This is a genomic window from Deinococcus fonticola (genome assembly GCF_004634215.1).
GTDB classification, from domain to species: Bacteria; Deinococcota; Deinococci; order Deinococcales; family Deinococcaceae; genus Deinococcus; species Deinococcus fonticola.
The window spans coordinates 1-18,126 of sequence record NZ_SMMH01000029.1 but is presented as its reverse complement, the minus strand read 5'-3'; the positions used below and the strand labels follow the sequence as shown (position 1 = coordinate 18,126).

Sequence of the window (18,126 nt, the reverse complement as noted above, 5' to 3'; positions counted from 1 at the left end):
CTACATGGCTCCATTCTGTGTCGTGTTCATCTCAATTCACTTGCTCTCTGAAGCTATGCCAGTCCACTCAACCAGAAAGCACTTCGTTCTTTTGTCCAATGCCCTAGACTGCCCGGCATGAAAAACGATCCCGTTGACCTCACCCTGTTTCTGGCGCAGTGCGTCGTCGATCAGCCGTCCCTGGTGCGTGCCAGCAAGCGCGGCAACGTCGTGGTGGTGCGCGTCGGGCCGGGCGAGGAAGGTCGCCTGATCGGACGGCAAGGCCGCGTCATCCAGGCCATTCGCACGCTCGTGCGCAGCGCCACCGATCCGCGCGAGCGCATGAACGTCGATCTGGACGCCCCGCGTAAGGCATGACGGGGGAGGGCCAGCCCGCCGACACCACGCGCCTGGGCCACCTGCTCGGCCCGCACGGCGTGCAGGGCGGCGTCAAACTGTACCTGCTGGGCGATCCGGCACAGGTCACGGCCCTCAGGCGCGTGTTCGTGGAGGGCAAAGGCTGGTTGCGGCTGCGCAAGACCGAGCCACTCGCGCCCGGCCTGGTGCTGCACCTGATCGGCGTCTCCACCCGCGAGGCTGCCCAGGAACTGCGGGGCCTGAAGGTGTACGCGGCCGACAGCGAATTGCCGCCGCTGGAGGAAGGCCATTACTACTACCATGAGCTGCGTGGCCTGCCGGTGCTGGACAGTACGGGCCGCACGCTTGGCACAGTAGAGGAAGTGGAGGACGCCGGATATCAGGATCTGCTGGTCGTGCGGGACGCGGCCAGGCAGTCCTTCGTGCCGTTGCAAGCGCCTTACGTGGTCATTGAACAAGCGGGTGGAAAACCCACCCTGGTGCGCCTGACCGATGACGCCCCGGAAGGCCTGCTAGGCGAGGACGACGGTGAGAGTGACCGCTGACATGACCCCGCTGGTTTTCTCCTTCCTGACTCTTTTCCCGGAGTTGCTGGAACCGTTCGCGCGTGAGGCCCTCATCGGCAAGGCCTGCGGACGCGGGTTGATCGACGTAAACCTCGTGAACATGCGCGATTTCGCAGAAAACAAACACCTGAAGGTGGACGACACGCCTTACGGGGGCGGGGCCGGCATGGTGATCCGGGTGGACGTGGCCCAGCGCGCCCTGCACAGCCTGCCGCCCGCCGACGAGGTCATTCTCTTCACCCCTGCCGGGCAGCGCTTCGATCAGCGCGTGGCCGAGGAACTCGCGCAGAAGTCGCACATGGTTTTCCTGTGTGGCCGTTACGAGGGGTTTGACGCGCGGGTCGAGAACCTGGTCACGCGCGAACTGAGCATCGGGGATTTCGTGATGATGGGCGGCGAGGCCGCGGCGGCCTGCGTGCTGGAGGCGGTGTCGCGCTTGCGTCCCGGCGTGCTGGGCGACGAGGAATCGCATCAGGCCGATTCCTTCTCCAGCGGGCTGCTGGATTACCCGGAATACACCCGCCCGCTGGAGTGGCAGGGGCAAGCGGTGCCCACCGTGCTGACTTCCGGAAATCACGCGGCCATCCGGCAGTGGCGCAGGGGAGAGGCGCTGCGCCGCACGCTGGAACGCCGCCCTGACTTGCTGAACACGGCCCCTCTGGAACCCGCCGACAGCGCCACCCTGTTGAACCTGGGTGTGCATGCCGAGCAACTCGCGCAGTGGGGTGCGCCGCCCCCGCCTGCCCAGCGCCGCCGTAAAAAGGACACCTCCAGTTCCTGAAGGGGGCTGCCAGGCCTCCAGATCCCCTGTCTCTCCGGATATACTGGGCGTCTGTGGGTCGCTCGGACTCCGTCACTTCATGAAGTCAAAGCCGCGTCTGGCGGCCTTTGCAAGGATAATCGATGACTGCAATTCTGAATCTGTTTCTGGTGCTGTTCGCTCTGGTGTGTGTGGGGCTGGTGTTCTTCGTGCTGCTGCAAGTTCCTAAACAGGCAGGCCTGAGTGCCAGCATGGCCTCCGGCGGCTCGCTGCTCGGCGGGCGCGGTGTAGAAGGCGGACTGGTGCGCATCAGCAGCGTACTGGGGGGCTTTTTCATGCTGCTGGCGCTGTTGATCGACTTCATTTCGAAGTAAATTCTGAAGGCGGAAACGACACGGGCGAGCGCAATAGGGGCAGGAGGCGTCAGTGCATGGCACTTGCTGCCTCCTTTCATGAGCAATCCGGTCTTGTGTTTACAACAGACGTTGAAGTGCAAGCTTTTGGTCTGCTCCAGAAGCGGGTGCTCCATTCACGCACTTGTCAGTCAAGAGACAAGTGTAATGGAAATGACTGACGAATACTTGACCTTGACTAAGCCAATTCGTATATTGACCGCGCTGGAAACTCACCTCAACCCAACCCACGTGTAGACCAAGTTTCGTCTAACACGTTCTTTTCCAGAATCCTCAGGAGGAATGAAATGAAGAAAGCTTTCGCCCTTGCTTTTGCCCTGATGGCCAGCACCTCGCTGGCTGCTCCCTTTGTCTACCCGCAGGCCTGGAGTGCTGACCCGGCGGCCAGCGCCAAGCGCGGCGGTGAACTGCGCAACTGGACGCTCTCCGACTTCAAAACCCTGAACCCCTTCACCAGCAAGGAATCGGGCAGCCTGCCCACCACCTGGTTTGCGGCCGGTACGGGCCTCTTTACCCAGGACCCCACCAACGACAAATTCATTCCGAACATGGCTGAATCCATGCCTGTCGTCAGCAACGGTGGCAAGCGTTTCGTCGTGAAAATCCGCCAGGGCATGAAGTTCAGCGACGGTCAGGCCATCACGGCCGACGACTGGGTGACCACCGCGACCCTGCACAAAGACGACAAAGTGGGCAGCAACAGCCGCGACAGCTTCTTTGTCGCCGAAAAACCCATCATGGTCAAGAAGCTCGACAACTACACCCTGCAGTTCGACTTCCCCAGCCCCAGCGCCACCGCTTACGTGAGAATGAGCTACACCCCCTGGCCCGACCACGTGTTCGGCAAGGCTTACCGTGAAGGCGGCGCGGCTGCCGTGACCAAGATGTGGGGCCTGAGCACCCCGGCCAGCCAGATCGTCGTGCCTGGCGCTTACACCCTGGACTCCTACCAGGCCGGTCAGCGTGCAGTTGTTAAGCGCAACGAGCGCTTCGGTGAGTGGAACGTGGACGCCGCCGGCAAGCCCGTGCCTTACCTGGACAAGATCTCCTTCCGTGTGCTGGAAAACCAGAACGCTGCGCTGGCCGCCTACCTGGCCGGACAGCTGGACGTCTACGCTGCTCGCGGCGCCGACGACCTGGCCCAGATCAAGAAAGCCATCGACGCGGGCAGCCTGAAAGCCGAACTGTTCCCCAACGTGGGGCCACAGTCCACCAGCTCCTGGATTACCTTCAACTGGAACAAGAGCGGTGACCCCGCCAAGCAGAAGCTGTTCCGTGACGTGCGTTTCCGCCGCGCCATGAGCCACATCGCCAACCGTCAGGCCATGATTCAACTGGCGCTGGGCGGCCTGGGCAGCGAGGTGTACTACAGCGTCTACCCCGTGTTCAAGTCCTGGATCTCGGACTCCGCGCCCAAGTACAAGTACGACCTGGACGCCGCCCGTAAGCTGCTGGCCGAAATGGGTTACACCAAGAAGAACAGCGAAGGCTACCTGGTCGACAGCAAGGGCAAAGTCCTGGAATTCACGCTGAACACCAACAGCGGCAACACCGTGCGCGAGCAACTGGGCCGCATCTTCGCGGACGACGCGAAGAAAGCCGGTGTCAAGGTCAACTTCGTGCCGATCAACTTCAACAACCTGGTCGACATGCTGTACGAGAAAGGCGAGAACCGCAAGTTTGACGCCATCCTGCTGGGACTGTCCGGCGGCGACAACATCTGGCCCTTCGGTGACAACGTGGTGCCTTGCGGCGGCGCACTGCACAGCTACAACAACCCCACCAACGGCAAGTGCCTGACCCCCCAGGAACAGCTCATGACCAAACTGTTCTACCAGGGCGATCAGGAAGTCGACATGAACAAACGCATCGCCATCGGTAAGAAACTGCTGGACGCCGAAGCCGCGCTGCAACCCGTCGTGTACCTGGCCGCCACCAACTACCACGTGACCTTCAACAGTCGCCTGGGCGGTGAAATGCCGAGGAACCTGTGGGACGCCTACTACGGCAGCCGCAACTTCATCCAGACCTACATCAAATAACGGGTCACACCTGACTTACTTGTAAACGTTCATGTTCTGGGAGGGAAGGCCGAGCCACTCGTCTTCTCTCCCTTTTCCGTGGTAGGGAGTTCCAGTCATGTTTCCATTCATTTTTCGGCGCATCATCGCCAGCATTCCGGTGCTGCTGCTCTCCAGCGCCCTGGTGTTCTTCATTATTCAGATGGCCCCCGGCGACTTCCTGACGCCACTGAAACTCAGTCCCTCCGGCGGTGAGGAGAAGATCCGCATTCTGACCCAGCAGTTCGGCCTGGACAAGCCCGTCTGGCAGCAGTACCTGATCTGGTTGAAGAATATGGTCACCGGCAACTTCGGCCAGTCCTTCGCTTACGAGCAACCGGTGCTGGGGATCGCGCTGCCGCGCATTCTCAATTCGCTGTGGCTGGTGCTGCTGAACATCGGCATGTTCTACCCGCTGGCGATTGCCCTGGGCGTGTACGGAGCCGTGCGCCAGTATTCCTTCGGCGACCGTTTCTTCAGCGTGCTGCTGTACTTCCTGCTGGGCTTCCCGACCTTCTTCCTGGCCCTGATCGTCATTTTCTTCGCGCTGCAACTGCGCTTCAAGACCGGCTGGGACATTCCCCTCAACGGTATGGTCAGCGACAATCACGCCTCTCTGAGCGTGCTGGGCAAATTCTGGGATTACCTCTCGCACATGCTGTTGCCGGCCACGGTGCTGACCCTGATCAGCCTGGCGGGATTCACGCGCGGTCTGCGCGGCCTGATGCTGGACACCCTGAACTCCGACTACGTCCGCACCGCCCGCAGCAAGGGCCTGAGCGAACGCTCGGTGATCTACAAGCACACCCTGCGTAACGCCATCATTCCGTTTATCGGTACGCTGGGCGGTCTGCTGCCCGGCCTGATCAGCGGCGCTGGTTTCGTTGAAGTGGTGTTCGCCTACCCCGGCATTACGCCCATGCTGCTGAACGCCATCGGGACGCAGGATCTGTACCTGATCGCCGGTTTTACCATGATCACGCTGTTTCTGCTGGTGATCGGCAACGCCATCAGCGACATTCTTCTGGCCGTGGTCGACCCGCGTATCTCCTATCACTGAGGCTCACATGACTGTTGCAACGACTCAAAAACAGGGCGTTACCCCCAAAGCCCAGACGCAGTGGCAGGTCGCCTGGAGGCAGTTCAGCAAAAACCCACTGGCCCGCACTGGCCTGCTGGGACTGGCCCTGCTGTACTTCATGGCCCTGTTCGCGCCCTTTCTGGCGCAGGACAGCCTGAACAACTACTCCACCGAAACGCTGACTCCCTACCACCCGCCCACCGCCATCCACTGGCGCGATCCCGCCGGGGAGATCAAAGGGCCTTTCGTGTACAAGTACACCCAGCAGCTCGACATGACCACCTTCGAGAACAAATACGTCGCCACCCCGGAGAAGTGCCCGGTAAACTTCTTTGCGCGGGGTGACAGTTACAAGCTGCTGGGCGTCATTCCTATGTCGACGCACCTCTTTGGCACCGGCAGATCTGACTGCAAGGTGTATCTGCTGGGGGCCGACAACCTGGGTCGTGACCTGTACACCCGCATCATGTACGCGGCGCAGATCAGCCTGACCATCGGGATCGCGGCGGTGTTCATCTCCTACCTGATCGGCGCGGTCATGGGTTCGCTGGCCGCTTACTTCGGCGGCTGGGTGGACAACCTGATCATGCGTATCGTCGAGGTGCTGGCGTCCATTCCGGACCTCTTTCTGATCATCATGCTGGTGTCTATTTTCCCGGCCAACGTGAACCCACTGCTGCGTCTATACATCGTGCTGGGCGTGCTCGCCTTCATCAACTGGGGTGGGGTGGCGCGGCTGGTGCGCGCACAACTGCTGTCCGTGCGTGAACAGGACTACGTGATGGCCGCCAACGCCCTGGGCGCCAGTACGCCCCGCATCATGTTTCAGCACATGCTGCCCAGCATGACCACGCTCTTTATCGTGAACCTCAGTATCGCCATTCCTGGCAGCATTCTCACAGAATCTGGCCTGAGCTTTCTGGGCATCGGTGCAGTGGAACCTTACGCCAGCTGGGGCAGTCTGCTGAACAAGGCGCAGGAAGGGGGGTTCTCCTCATTTACCAGCCGCCCGTGGGTGCTGATTCCGGGCTTCTTCATCGTGTTCACGGTGATGTGCTGGCAGCTGGTCGGGGACGGGCTGCGGGACGCCTTCGACCCACGCAAACGCAAATAATTGTTCGGGGACTGTATGATGATGAGCATGCATGACAGGGGGAATAAATGACCCATCAGGGTGAAGTGATTCTGGCCGTCAATAACCTTAAAACGTATTTCTATACGGATGACGGCGTGGTAAAAAGCGTGGACGGCGTGACCTTCCACATCAACAAGGGCGAGACGCTGGCCGTGGTGGGCGAGTCCGGCTCCGGCAAGAGCGTGACGAGCCTGTCGGTCATGCGCCTGATTCCTATGCCGCCCGGCAAGATCGTGGAAGGCGAGATTCTGTTCACGGGCAGTGACAACGTGCAGCGCGACATCACGAAACTGACCGAAGCCGACATGCGCAAGATTCGTGGCAACGACATCGCCATGATCTTCCAGGAACCCATGACCAGCCTCAACCCGGTGTACACGGTGGGCGATCAGATCGCCGAGGCGGTGATGCTGCACCAGGGTAAGAACAAGAAGGAAGCCATGGAAGTCGCCACCAACATGCTGCGTTTCGTGGGCATTCCTGCCCCCGAGAAGCGTGTGCACGAGTTCCCGCACCAGATGTCCGGGGGGATGCGCCAGCGCGTCATGATCGCCATGGCCCTCTCGTGCAACCCGGCCCTGCTGATCGCCGACGAGCCCACCACGGCGCTGGACGTGACCATTCAGGCGCAGATTCTTGACCTGATGCGCAAATTGCAGACCGACATCGGCATGAGCATCCTGTTCATCACGCACAACCTGGGCGTGGTGGCGGAGATGGCCGACCGCGTGGTGGTCATGTACGGCGGGCGTGTGGTCGAGGAAGGGGACGTGGTGCCGATCTTCAAGGCCCCGCGCCACCCGTACACCATGGGCCTGCTCAACAGCATTCCGCGGCCCAGCGATTACGAGCACGTGCCCGGCCAGCCCAAGCCGCGCCTGGAAGCCATCCCCGGCAACGTGCCCAACCCCCTGAGCCTGCCGCCCGGCTGCGCCTTCGAGCCGCGCTGCAAGTTTGCGATTCCCCAGTGCAATGACGCCGTTCCCCCGCTGGAAGACACCGGCCACGGCCACATGTCACGCTGCATTCGCTGGCAGGAGTTCACTCAGGTTCAAGAGGAAGAGGTACGGGCATGACGGCAGCAACTCAATCGGTGGCGCGCGACCGCAGCGCCATGGCCGCCAGCGGTGAAGTGCTGCTGGACGTCAAGAATCTGGAAAAGTTCTTCCCCATCCGCGGTGGGCTGCTGTCGCGCGTGGTCGGGAACGTCAAGGCCGTCAACGACATCAGCTTCAATATCCGACGCGGTGAAGTGGTGGGTCTGGTCGGCGAATCCGGCTCCGGGAAAACCACCGCCGGGCGCGCCATTCTGCGCCTGATCGAACCGACAGGCGGACAGGTGGTCTTCAACGGCACCGACATCACCAAACTGTCGAAAGGGCAGATGCGCGATTACCGCCGCGAAATGCAGATCATCTTCCAGGATCCTTTCGCCAGCCTCAACCCGCGCATGACCGTGACCGACATCATCGGCGAGGCCATGCAGATTCACAACCTGCACCCCGGCAAGGGCCGCATCGACCGCATCGCCGAACTGCTTCAGCGTGTGGGCCTGCGCCCCGAGCACATGGGCCGTTACCCGCACGAGTTTTCGGGCGGGCAGCGCCAGCGTATCGGGATTGCGCGTGCCCTGGCGGTCGACCCGAGCTTCATCGTCGCCGACGAGCCGGTCTCGGCGCTGGACGTGTCCATTCAGGCGCAGGTCGTGAACCTGATTCAGGACTTGCAGGAAGAACTGGGCCTGACCGTGCTGTTCATTGCGCACGACCTGCACGTCGTGGAGTACATCTGTGACCGCATGATCGTGATGTATCTGGGCCGCATCATGGAAGTGGCGCCCAGCCGTGAACTGAACCGCAACCCCAAGCACCCGTACACCGAGGCGCTGCTCTCCGCCGCGCCCGTGCCGGACCCCACTGTGAAGCGCCAGCGCATCATTCTGGAAGGGGACATTCCCAGCCCCATCAACCCGCCCAGTGGATGCGTGTTCCGCACGCGTTGCCGCTACGCTATTGCCGAGTGCGCCACCACCGTACCGGAACTGCGTCAGGTCGGCCCGGATCATTACAAGGCCTGCATCCGCGACGACGTGCTGTAAAGCCTTTTTCCTGCCAGACCCGGTTCATGCCGGGTCTTTTTTGATGTCATAAGGGTGCGGTTCCCCGTAAAGGCCTGACAGTGAAGGGTTGAGCAGCGGGAGAAGGAAGAAAAAGCGTTCCGATGGTGGAGTGCTCTCTCCGATGATCTTGCGCCTTCGGGCGCGCCACCCGTATTGAGTTTCTGAAGTGGCTGAACTTCATCTGGAACATCAAGCGGAAACCCAACAGCGATGGCCCAGGCAAACGCGCTCATCTTCCGCCTGGAGGCCTGATTGCTCCAGAGAGACGCGCGGCAGGGTCGCTTGAATATGTCGTCAACGTCGAAACAACCCGTCACCCGCCTGATCGGCCTGACGTACCTTGAAGTGAAATGACCGCGTCGTCCGTCCAGTCTGTCCTGCTGCCCAGTTTTCTGCGTTCCATCACGACCGTCCATGCCCGTGACCTCAGTGTGGTGGGCCGTGAGGCGTTCTGGCGCGCCCTGCTGCCCACCTGGACTTTCCTGCCGGTGCGGGACGTGGCAGGCGCATTCACGCCGCGCATGGAGCAGGTGATGGCGCGCCTCAACCCGGAGGCCAGACAGAAGGCGCTGGCCGGGCAGGTGCTGCTGCTGGAGGACGTGGACAGGCCCGCCCCGAACGAGTGCCTGATCAGCCTGGATCCGGCCACCAGTGAAGTGACGGTGCGCATTTTCGGCCGTTTCCTGACCGACATTCAGAGCACCAGCGAGTGGTTTATTCACCGCCTGCTGGACGTGCAGGATCACGCCGCACACGCGCTGCTTCGTACTGCTGGACGTACACGGCGAACGCACCGACCTGACCACCGGGCGCGTCACGCCGGCCCGGCACCGGCTGTGGCAGGGCTTCTACCGCGAGCACGTCTACAACATCAACATCACGTCCCTGGTGGTGCTGGCGACTCTGTGGGCCGTTATTTTCCTGTCGCCGACCGACCTGCACTCGCCGCTCGGCAAGTTTTACGGCATCTGCGAACGCGTGCTGTCGGCCGCCATCATGAACGTGTTCCTGCTGCTGGGGCAGTTCTACAGTTACCGCCGGGGCCGCCGGGTCGTCGAGTGGGAAAAACCCTGACACTTGTCGTTACAGCCTGAAGATCAGGCGCGGGCGGTCGTCCAGGCAGTCGATTTCGTACTGCAAGCGCTGTTCAGCCAGCTGGGGCCACCACACCGAGTAGGTGTCCGCCATGAAGTCCTGCACGTTGCTCACAACCCTCTCGGCCACCTCACAGCGTGAGGAGTTCAGCAGGGGAATCCCGGAAGTGCTGCGCAACTTTCCGCTTCTGAACGTCGTGTAGACCATGTGTGCGTCCTGACTGACTGACCATTCGAAATCGTCCGGCAGCGTGAGCTTCAGATCAGTCAGCATGTGGCGCACCAGAAGTTCAGCGTCATGCATGGCCACACACTACGCCGACTGGCCTAGCGCCTTCATTAAAATCCGTCCATGACGTAATCTGAGGCCACTTATGACCAACCTCAACCCGGCGTCGGTGCAGGTGCGCGATCTCAGGAAACAGTACGCCGTTCATGAGAAAGACCCCGGCCTGCTGGGCAGCCTCCGCTCGTTCGTGAAGCGCAAGACGCACTACGTGGACGCCGTGAAAGGCGTGACCTTCGACCTGGCGCCCGGCGAAGTGGTGGGTTTCCTGGGGCCGAACGGGGCAGGGAAGACCACCACCCTGAAAATGCTGTCCGGGCTGCTGCACCCGTCCGGCGGGCAGGCCACCATCGGCGGGTTCGAGCCGCGCAGGCGCGAAACGGCCTTCCTGAAACAGATCACCCTGGTCATGGGGCAGAAGCAGCAACTCATCTGGGACTTGCCCGCCCTCGACAGTTTCCTGGTCAACCAGGCCATCTACGAAATTCCGGATGAGCAGTACCACGCCACCATGCGCGAGTTCACCGAAGTCCTCGACCTGGGCGGCATCCTGAAGAAACAGGTGCGCAAACTGTCCCTGGGCGAGCGGATGAAGTGCGAACTGGCCGCCGCGCTGCTGCACCGCCCGAAAATCCTGTTTCTGGACGAACCCACCATCGGCCTGGACGTGAACATGCAGGAAGCCGTGCGTGAGTTCGTGCGCGAGTACAACCGCCGCTACGATGCCACCGTGATCCTGACCAGTCACTACATGGCGGACGTGACCGCCCTCGCCAAACGCATTCTGGTGATCGACAAGGGCGAACTGGTGTTCGACGGTGACCTGGCCCACCTCGCCGAGCAGGGTTCCGGGGGCAAAACTGTGAAACTCCAGCTCCGGCACCCCGCCGAGAATGCCCGCCTGAGCCAGTACGGGCAGGTCGTCAGCAACGACGGCCTCAGCGTGGAACTCGCCATTGCGCGCAGCGAAGTCAGCGCCCGTGCCGCCCGCCTCCTGGCCGATCTGGACGTGGCCGACCTGACCGTGGAAGACCCGCCCATCGAGGCCATCATGGCGGAACTGTTTGGCAAGCATACCCGGCGCGAGGAGGTCACGGTATGAGCCACACCATCCGGAAAATCCGCGTTATTTTTGCCACGCAGTTCGCGCAGATGGTCGAGTACCGCGCCGAGGTCATCATCTGGATGCTGTCCGGCACGCTGTCGCTGATCATGATGCTGGTCTGGATGGCCCAGGCCGAGGGCAGCCCCGGCGGGCAGGTCAACGGGTACAGCCCCGCCGAATTCGCCAGTTACTTCCTCTCTACCTGGTTCGTGTCGCAACTTATTGTCGTGTGGGTCACCTACGAACTGGATTTCGATATCCGGCAGGGGCAACTTTCCCCCAAGCTCATGCGGCCCCTCGACCCCTTCTGGATTCACTACCTGGGCCACCTCTCTGAGCGCCTGTTCCGCCTGCTTCCCATGTTGGGCCTGGTGACGGTGTTCGCGTGGCTGTCCGGCGCACGCTTTACCAGCGACTGGCGCGTCTACCCTGCCGTGTTCGCCCTCGCTTTTTTGGGCTTTACCGCCCGCTTCCTGTGGGAGTACACCGTGGGCCTGCTGGCCTTCTGGACCGAAAGCAGCAATGCCTTTCATGAGCTGCTGTGGCTCGCCTACGCCGCGCTCGGCGGCATGTTCGCGCCCCTGTCTTTCTACCCGGTCTGGGTACAGAACATAGCCGTATGGACGCCCTTTCCTTACATGCTGGGCCTCCCCGCCCAGCTCCTGGCCGGAAAAGCCACCCTGGAGCAGGCCACCCGCGGCGTCCTTGTCCTGCTGGCCTGGCTGGTCATCTTCGCCGCCCTGCGCCTCCTGGTGTGGCGCACCGGACTGAAGAAATACGGGGCGGTGGGCGCGTGAAAGGGCGTGTGTCACGGATTAATTTCATCCCCAGCCAGCGTTCCACAAGCCACGACCAGCGCCGGGGGCAGGCATGACCCGTTACCTGCGGCTCATGCGTATTTTCATCGGGGCGACGGTTGCCGCGCAGATGGAGTACCGCGCGAATTTCGTGGGGGCAGTGCTGGCCAGCCTGGGCGAGGTGGGCGTGGCGCTGCTGGGCATTTCGGTGCTGTTCTTTCAACCGGGCACCCAGACGGTGGGCGGGTGGACGTTTCGGGAAGCATTGCTGGTCACGGGGTTTTTCATGCTGACTGAGGGCTTCATCAGCGTGGTGGTGCAGCCGAACATGAGCCGCATTGCCGAGGCGGTGCGCACCGGCAACATGGATTTCACGCTCCTGAAGCCCATCGACGCGCAATTCAACGTGTCCACGCGTTACCTGAACATCCTGCGCATCCCGGATCTGCTGATTGGGCTGGGTCTCATCATCTACGCCGCGTCGGGCCTCACCATCTCCGCCATGGGCGTCCTGGTGGCCGCCGTGCTGTACCTGTCGTCCCTTGTCATCGTGTACTGCATCTGGCTGGGCCTTTCCACCACGGCCTTCTGGTTCGTGAAAACGCAGAACGCCTCGGAACTTTTTAACGGGATTTTCGGCGCGGCCCGCTTCCCCGTCACCGCTTTTCCTGTTCCCATCCGTTTCCTGCTCACGTTCATCGTTCCCGTGGCGCTGATTACCAGTGTCCCGGCGCAGGCCATGACCGGGCAGCTTACCCCTGTGCTGGCCATCGCCTCGCCGCTGATTGCCGCTGCCCTGTTCATCGGCACCCGCCTCTTCTGGCGCAAGGCGGTCGGCAGTTACACCAGCGCCAGCAGTTGAAGGCCCCAGACCCGATGTTCAAGCGACAGATGAGCCTGCCTCCCGCCCTGCCCATGCTGGCAGAGTTGAGGGATGTGGATTCGCCTGCGGCGGCGCGGCGCACGGGCGCCGAGTTCGGGCGGGAGCTGCACTTCGCCGACGACCTGCGGCGCGTTCGCCCCTGGCTGGCGCCGGAGATGGCGGGGCGGGACATTCCCGCCGCCCTGCTCGATTCGGAGTGGGCCGGGTTCCTGGCTCTGCTGGACGAGCGCGGGCCGTGGGTCTTCGTTCAGAACGTCCGGGAACTCCAGATCCTGACGCGGCTGTACTCCAGGTTGTTCAGGGCGGTGTTTCCTCACGGCGAGGGGGCTGGAGACTCGCTCACGGCCCGGCTGGGGGTGCCGCCAGCGCCTGAACTGGCGGCGCTGGAACAGGCCTTCTGGCGGCAGGCGGGTGATTTCGCCCGGCAGCGCCACGCGGCCTGGTCACGGTTGCGGCGCTGAACCGTTCTGGCGCTCGTAGTTTCGCAGGATCATGGCGTTGCCGCGCCCCATGCCGAAACGCTGGTAGAACGGCACCAGGTCGTCGTCGCAGGCGGTGTCGATCATGTACAGGCCGTCCAGTTGCGCCAGAAGCGACTGGATAAGCTGGCTGGCAATGCCGCGCCCACGCCACTCGCGGCGGACTTCCAGCAGGGGAATATAAGCGCTGAGCACGCCGTCACTGAGGGCATTCACGAAGCCCACCACCTGACCTTCCTCGACCGCCAGCGCCACATGCGAGGAACCCTGAAGGAGACGCAGGAACGTGTCGGTACTGGGCGGGTTGGGCCAGAACTCGAAGAAGCCTGAAAGCATGTCCGGCGTGATGCCTGTCAAATCGGTCTGGATGTGCACCCCATCATGTTGCCCCATGAACGGTTGGAAAACCTGCCTGAACTGGCTGACCTGGCCCGGCGACCATAGATTGAGGGCATGACCGAAGCTTCCGTGCCGCTGCTTTTCGAGCCGCTCAGATTGAAGGACCTGACCCTGCCCAACCGCGTGGTGGTGTCGCCCATGTGCATGTATTCCGCCAGAGCAGACGGCGCGGCGCACGAGTTCCACCTGGTTCACTACGGGCAGTACGCGCTGGGCGGCGCGGGCCTGATCTTCACCGAGGCCACGGCCGTGACGCCGCAAGGGCGCATCAGCCCCGAAGACCTGGGCCTCTGGAACGACGCTCAGATGCTGCAACTGGGCCACGTCACGGATTTCGTGCACCAGCACGGCGGGAAAATCGGTATTCAACTGGCGCATGCCGGACGCAAGGCCAGCACCTACGCGCCCGGACGCGGCCGGGGCTGGGTGCCGGAGGCCGAGGGCGGCTGGATCGTGGTCGGCCCAGACGGCAACGCCTACCACGAACTGCTGGGTTCGCCGCGCATCCTGTCCGTCGAGGACATTCAGGGCGTCGTGAAAGCCTTCGCGGACGCTGCCCGCCGCGCCCAGATGGCAGGTTTCGACGCGGTGGAAATTCACGCCGCGCACGGTTACCTGCTGCACCAGTTCATGTCGCCGCTTGCCAACACCCGCACCGACGAGTACGGCGGCAGTTTCGAGAACCGCGTGCGCCTGACCCTGGAAGTCGTGCGGGCCGTGTACGCCGCGTGGCCGGGGCACCTGCCCATCTTCGTGCGCGTCAGTGCCACCGACTGGGCCGAGGGCGGCTGGGACATCGCGCAGACCACCGAACTGGCCCGCCTGCTGCGTTACGAGGGCGTCGACGTGCTGGATGTCAGCACCGGCGGCCTCACGCCCGCGCAGCAGATTACGCCCGGCCCGCTGTACCAGACGCCTTTCGCCGCGCATATCAAGCGCGAAGTGCCTGACCTGCAGGTCATGACTGTCGGCATGATCGACACGCCCCAGCAGGCCGAAGGCATCCTGCAAGCCGGCGACGCCGACCTGATCGCCCTGGCGCGCCCTTTCCTGCGCGACCCCCACTGGACGCAGCGCGCCGCCCGCGAACTGGGCCTCAGGCCCGAACTGCCGCAGGCGTACGCGCGCGCGGGCTGGTAAACGGGGGTGGGTGCCTGGCCGGTGGATTGTGGAAAGAATCTGGCTGGGCTGTCTTTTTCTGGCTTGAGGACTCCGCCTTTTACGGCCCGCTGGAGACTTTCTTGAAAGTGATGTTGTACGGCAGGAGTTCGCGGCCCAGCAGGACGGTGCGCAGTTGCCCGCTGATGGTTTCCGGGGTCAGGTCGGCGTGGATGGCGGCGCGAAATTTGTTGCCGTCCTCGAAGAAGTTCAGGTCGAGTTGCCCGCCCGTGGTGGTGCGCGTGAACTTGCCGCTGCCGGTGTAGGTTTTGCGGCTTTCCAGATTCACCAGAACGGCATTGGCCCGCTGCGCCTGCTCCTGCACGGTCAGCGTCAGGCGGTAGGGCACGCGGCCTGTGATGCCGTTTCCCTCGCCCTCGTACATGCCGTTCACGCTGCGCTCGAAGGCCGTGACGGGCGAGAAGTACGCCCCGATGGCGCAACTGCCCAGCAGGGCGGGCAGGGCCAGGACGGGCAGCAGGCTATAGAGCAACTTGTCGGCGGGCATACTTGCACCCTAAAGGCCACTCATGAAATCAGGCTGATGACGGTGTGGTTCTGCACCAGTCGTTATTGCGCCCGGCGTTACTGCACCCGCGTGAAAGCCACGCTGTAGCGCAGGCCGTTCACGGTCAGGGTGGCGTCGAAGGTGTTCCCCGTGACCCGCCCGGTCAGGAGCGCGTCGGATTTCGGGGTGATGTTGCTTACGCCGAAGCCCAGCAGGGAGGCGTTCAGTTTTGCGGAGTCCCCGGCACTGGCTTTCGCAGTGATTTCCGCGCCGCCCTGCACCGGCAGAAAGGTGCCGTCCACGAGGTAGTTCACGCCATTGTTGCGGTTCTGAAGTTGCCCGCGCAGGGCGTGCGTCTGGTCGTTCACAGTGAAGGTCAGGCGGTAGAGCTGCTCCTGTAGCAGCACGCGCCCGGAACCTTCCCATACCTGCACGGGCTGGGGCCTGGGGGCGCAGGCACTCAGGCAGGCACTCAGGGCCAGCAGCGGCAGCAGGCGCTTCATGCGCCGCTTTCCTCAAGACCCAGGGCCAGACCCAGCAGGCGGTCGTCCTCGCCGTGACGGCCCACCAGTTGCACACCCACAAACGGGGCAGCGGTCGGGTAGGCGACGACGGGCGCCCCCAGCAGGCTGAACGGCGTGGTCAGGCGCAGCACAGCCCGGCGCAGCGGCGTAATACCCTCGCCAAGCTCGACTTCCTCCTGACCCTGGAGGGGAGGCGGCGTGGGCACGCCGGGCGCCAGAATCACGTCGAATGCCGTGAAAATTCCGTCCAGCAGGGCGGCGTAGTCGGCCCGCAAGTCGAAGGCCCGCTGAACCTCCTGGGCACTCAGCGCCGCGCCCTGCCTGAGCGACGCGAGCGTGAAGGGCAGGAACCCCGGATCATCCTGTTTCAGCGCGTCGGCATGAACCTGCGCCGCCTCGTTCAGCACGATGGGCGAGTAGGCGTCCAGCATTTCCGGCAGGTGAACGGGGGAGAGGTCTGCCCCCAGCCCCCTCAAGCGGCCCGCGAAGGACAGCACCGCTTCTTTCACAGTGGTGTCCGTCCAGCCTTCGGGCAGCCACAGGCCCACGCGCACCCCGTCCCAGGCCTGCTTGGCCACGCCCGCGCCGGTCAGGGCTTCATGCACGCGCACCACCGTTTTCACGTCGCGCGCCAGTGGCCCGGCGTGGTCGCATGTCCACGAAAGGGGCAGCACGCCCTCGGTGCTCCAGTCCGGGTGGCCCTTGGTGGGTTTGAAGCCCACCACGCCGCACCAGGCCGCCGGCACGCGAATGCTGCCGCCCGTGTCGGTGCCCAGCGCGAAATCCACCTGCCCCAGCGCCACACTGACCGCCGCGCCACTGCTGCTGCCGCCCGGCACGGCGTCCGGCCGGAAGGGGTGGGCCGTGCCCCCTAAGCCGTTCAGCCCGGTGATGCCCAGCGCGATTTCGTGAAGGTGCGTCTTGCCCACGGCGGCCGCGCCCAGTTCCAGCAGGCGCTGTACCAGCACGCTCTGGCCCGGCTCAGGCACCGGCGCCCGGGTACTCGCCCGCAGCGGCCAGCCGGGCACGCCGTACAGGTCTTTCACGCTGAAGGTCAACCCCGACAGCGGCCCGCCCGCCTGCCCCTGAAGTGGCTCCGGGGCCACGAAAGCCCACGCCCGCTGCGGATCATTGCCGATAGCACCCATGGGCCGCATGATGGCAGAAAACGGCAAGGGTCACTGGGGAATGGAAAACCGCGTTCCACCCCCCCTGGACGCCTCTTTCCCGTTCACACCCGCTGTCCGGCGCTGTGGCCGCGGGTCACGCCGCTGGCGATCAGGTGGGCGGTACGCAGTGGTTCAGGAACGGTGCCGGTCCGGGTAAAGGTCTGCAAGGCCCCCCGCGCGTCACCCAGGCTCAGGCCAGCCCGCTGAACGAACACCGGCCCGCACGCCTCCATGTCGCCGGCCTGCTCGATGAGTTTCCATTTGCGCGCGCCTGCGGGAACGTGTTCCAGCAGGGCCGCCCTGATTTTTTTCAGGTCGGGTTTTCGCCGCGCGACGACCAGCACGGGCAGGCCGGTTTGAATGTGAAGGCGGTGAATGTCCACGACATTGAACCCCGCCAGCGCGATGCCCTGGAGGAAAATCAGGTGCAGATGCCGGGTCTGGCCCACCAGCCGCGTCAGTTCGTCGGTGCTGTTGCGCCCGTCGCGCCGTACCTGACCACTCAGCACCGCGTGCAGCGTGCTGTGCGCATACACCGTGCCGAACATCCGAACGTCGCCGCGCCAGGTGCGGTCAAACGGCGCGTCGTCGAAGCCGATGGCGTGGCTGATCTTGCCGGCGGAGCGTGATGCGTCAGGCCCGGTGGGGTTCACGCCCTCCAGCCTAAGCGGATTTCGTGCGTGCGTCATAAAAGTTTTCTCTCTAGGGTACAAAAGTAGCGAGGAGGTGCCTGAACCTCGTCCTAGTGGATCTTTTCCCCCAGGCAAGGTTCTCGATAGCTTTTCTCAGGGCGTCCAATCCTCGGCGGAATAAGCTTTTGGGCGGATAGCCATGTTTCAGTGGCTTGGCTGGTTCGCGTTGCTCCTCGAATTCCCCAATCAAGCAGCACCACATGAATGCCAGGGACAGCACTCCAAACAGTGTTGAAATCCGCTCTAGGTCGGTCACATTCGTATCCTCCAGATGAAATCCTCTGGATTTCATCGCCTGGTGCATGTTCTCGCAATTCCACCTTTTGGCATAGCGTTCCAGAGCCAATCGAGCATGACCGTGGTACGCCAGGTACAGTGTCTCACCAAACAGGTTTTTTGCGCCTAGGACACGCACAATGGTTCGTGCAGTTTTAGGCGGCTTTGAGGCCGAAATTTAGCGGACTGGACGGCAGATGTTCTAATTCTTCAAAGCGGGCCGAGAGATCCAACTTGGACAAAATCACTTGGGCCAGCAGGGCGT

Annotated in this window: 21 protein-coding genes; 15 read left to right on the top strand and 6 right to left on the bottom strand. The window is 63.1% G+C overall.

Annotation, left to right across the window (positions count from 1 at the left end):
• The first annotated feature begins 117 nt into the window (after positions 1-117).
• From E5Z01_RS14825 to E5Z01_RS14780, 10 genes are all read left to right on the top strand, one after another.
• Positions 118-357: a KH domain-containing protein gene (locus E5Z01_RS14825; protein ID WP_167757954.1), complete on the top strand. Its 240-nt coding sequence runs from the start codon at positions 118-120 to the stop codon at positions 355-357.
• Positions 354-902, top strand: coding sequence for a ribosome maturation factor RimM (rimM, locus tag E5Z01_RS14820; protein WP_135230074.1), 549 nt, complete (start codon positions 354-356; stop codon positions 900-902). The genes E5Z01_RS14825 and rimM overlap by 4 nt, the downstream gene beginning before the upstream one ends.
• A 1-nt stretch (position 903) precedes the next feature.
• Positions 904-1,704, top strand: coding sequence for a tRNA (guanosine(37)-N1)-methyltransferase TrmD (gene trmD / locus E5Z01_RS14815; RefSeq protein ID WP_135230073.1), 801 nt, complete (start codon positions 904-906; stop codon positions 1,702-1,704).
• A gap of 122 nt (positions 1,705-1,826) precedes the next feature.
• On the top strand, positions 1,827-2,057 hold the full coding sequence (secG, locus tag E5Z01_RS14810; RefSeq protein WP_119766188.1) for a preprotein translocase subunit SecG: 231 nt from the start codon (positions 1,827-1,829) through the stop codon (positions 2,055-2,057).
• A 326-nt stretch (positions 2,058-2,383) separates the two neighbouring features.
• On the top strand, positions 2,384-4,138 hold the full coding sequence (locus E5Z01_RS14805; RefSeq protein ID WP_135230072.1) for an ABC transporter substrate-binding protein: 1,755 nt from the start codon (positions 2,384-2,386) through the stop codon (positions 4,136-4,138).
• A gap of 97 nt (positions 4,139-4,235) precedes the next feature.
• Positions 4,236-5,216 (top strand): ABC transporter permease, encoded by a 981-nt coding sequence (locus E5Z01_RS14800; RefSeq protein ID WP_119766190.1) that lies wholly within the window; start codon positions 4,236-4,238, stop codon positions 5,214-5,216.
• Between the two features lie 7 nt (positions 5,217-5,223).
• On the top strand, positions 5,224-6,351 hold the full coding sequence (locus E5Z01_RS14795; RefSeq protein ID WP_135230071.1) for an ABC transporter permease: 1,128 nt from the start codon (positions 5,224-5,226) through the stop codon (positions 6,349-6,351).
• Positions 6,352-6,398: 47 nt separating this feature from the next.
• Positions 6,399-7,448, top strand: a complete 1,050-nt coding sequence (locus E5Z01_RS14790) for an ABC transporter ATP-binding protein (protein ID WP_135230070.1) — start codon at positions 6,399-6,401, stop codon at positions 7,446-7,448.
• Entirely contained in the window at positions 7,445-8,470 is a 1,026-nt protein-coding gene (locus E5Z01_RS14785) for an ABC transporter ATP-binding protein (protein ID WP_135230069.1), read from the top strand. The genes E5Z01_RS14790 and E5Z01_RS14785 overlap by 4 nt, the downstream gene beginning before the upstream one ends.
• Positions 8,471-8,841: 371 nt before the next feature.
• Positions 8,842-9,585: a hypothetical protein gene (locus E5Z01_RS14780; protein ID WP_135230068.1), complete on the top strand. Its 744-nt coding sequence runs from the start codon at positions 8,842-8,844 to the stop codon at positions 9,583-9,585.
• On the opposite strand, the gene E5Z01_RS14775 is transcribed toward E5Z01_RS14780, so the two are convergent.
• On the bottom strand, positions 9,575-9,889 hold the full coding sequence (locus E5Z01_RS14775) for a hypothetical protein (RefSeq protein ID WP_135230067.1): 315 nt from the start codon (positions 9,887-9,889) through the stop codon (positions 9,575-9,577). The genes E5Z01_RS14780 and E5Z01_RS14775 overlap by 11 nt on opposite strands.
• A 70-nt stretch (positions 9,890-9,959) precedes the next feature.
• Here E5Z01_RS14775 and E5Z01_RS14770 point away from each other — a divergent pair, with 70 nt between their 5' ends.
• From E5Z01_RS14770 to E5Z01_RS14755, 4 genes are all read left to right on the top strand, one after another.
• Positions 9,960-10,973 carry an ABC transporter ATP-binding protein gene (locus tag E5Z01_RS14770; protein ID WP_135230066.1) on the top strand — a complete coding sequence of 338 codons (1,014 nt, stop codon included), beginning with the start codon at positions 9,960-9,962 and terminating at the stop codon, positions 10,971-10,973.
• Positions 10,970-11,773 (top strand): ABC transporter permease, encoded by an 804-nt coding sequence (locus E5Z01_RS14765; RefSeq protein ID WP_135230065.1) that lies wholly within the window; start codon positions 10,970-10,972, stop codon positions 11,771-11,773. Before E5Z01_RS14770 ends, E5Z01_RS14765 begins: the two co-directional genes overlap by 4 nt.
• 73 nt (positions 11,774-11,846) lie before the next feature.
• On the top strand, positions 11,847-12,635 hold the full coding sequence (locus E5Z01_RS14760) for an ABC transporter permease (protein WP_135230064.1): 789 nt from the start codon (positions 11,847-11,849) through the stop codon (positions 12,633-12,635).
• 29 nt (positions 12,636-12,664) lie between these two features.
• Positions 12,665-13,117, top strand: a complete 453-nt coding sequence (locus tag E5Z01_RS14755) for a hypothetical protein (RefSeq protein ID WP_167757953.1) — start codon at positions 12,665-12,667, stop codon at positions 13,115-13,117.
• On the opposite strand, the gene E5Z01_RS14750 is transcribed toward E5Z01_RS14755, so the two are convergent.
• Positions 13,100-13,510, bottom strand: a complete 411-nt coding sequence (locus E5Z01_RS14750) for a GNAT family N-acetyltransferase (protein ID WP_240738461.1) — start codon at positions 13,508-13,510, stop codon at positions 13,100-13,102. The genes E5Z01_RS14755 and E5Z01_RS14750 overlap by 18 nt on opposite strands.
• 78 nt (positions 13,511-13,588) lie before the next feature.
• Between E5Z01_RS14750 and E5Z01_RS14745 the strand changes: the two genes are divergently transcribed.
• Positions 13,589-14,674, top strand: coding sequence for an NADH:flavin oxidoreductase/NADH oxidase (locus E5Z01_RS14745; protein WP_135230061.1), 1,086 nt, complete (start codon positions 13,589-13,591; stop codon positions 14,672-14,674).
• 79 nt (positions 14,675-14,753) lie between these two features.
• Here the strand turns inward: E5Z01_RS14745 and E5Z01_RS14740 are convergent, their stop codons facing one another.
• The 4 genes from E5Z01_RS14740 to E5Z01_RS14725 form a co-directional block, all read right to left on the bottom strand.
• The gene (locus E5Z01_RS14740) at positions 14,754-15,200 is read right to left on the bottom strand and encodes a hypothetical protein (protein ID WP_167757952.1); all 447 of its coding nucleotides are present in this window, start codon (positions 15,198-15,200) and stop codon (positions 14,754-14,756) included.
• Positions 15,201-15,277: 77 nt separating this feature from the next.
• Positions 15,278-15,703: a hypothetical protein gene (locus tag E5Z01_RS14735; protein ID WP_135230060.1), complete on the bottom strand. Its 426-nt coding sequence runs from the start codon at positions 15,701-15,703 to the stop codon at positions 15,278-15,280.
• Positions 15,700-16,872, bottom strand: a complete 1,173-nt coding sequence (locus tag E5Z01_RS14730; RefSeq protein WP_240738459.1) for an amidase — start codon at positions 16,870-16,872, stop codon at positions 15,700-15,702. The genes E5Z01_RS14735 and E5Z01_RS14730 overlap by 4 nt, the downstream gene beginning before the upstream one ends.
• 83 nt (positions 16,873-16,955) lie before the next feature.
• A complete protein-coding gene (locus tag E5Z01_RS14725; protein WP_135230058.1) occupies positions 16,956-17,582 on the bottom strand; it encodes an endonuclease dU in 627 nt (208 codons plus the stop codon).
• Positions 17,583-18,126 lie beyond the last annotated feature (544 nt).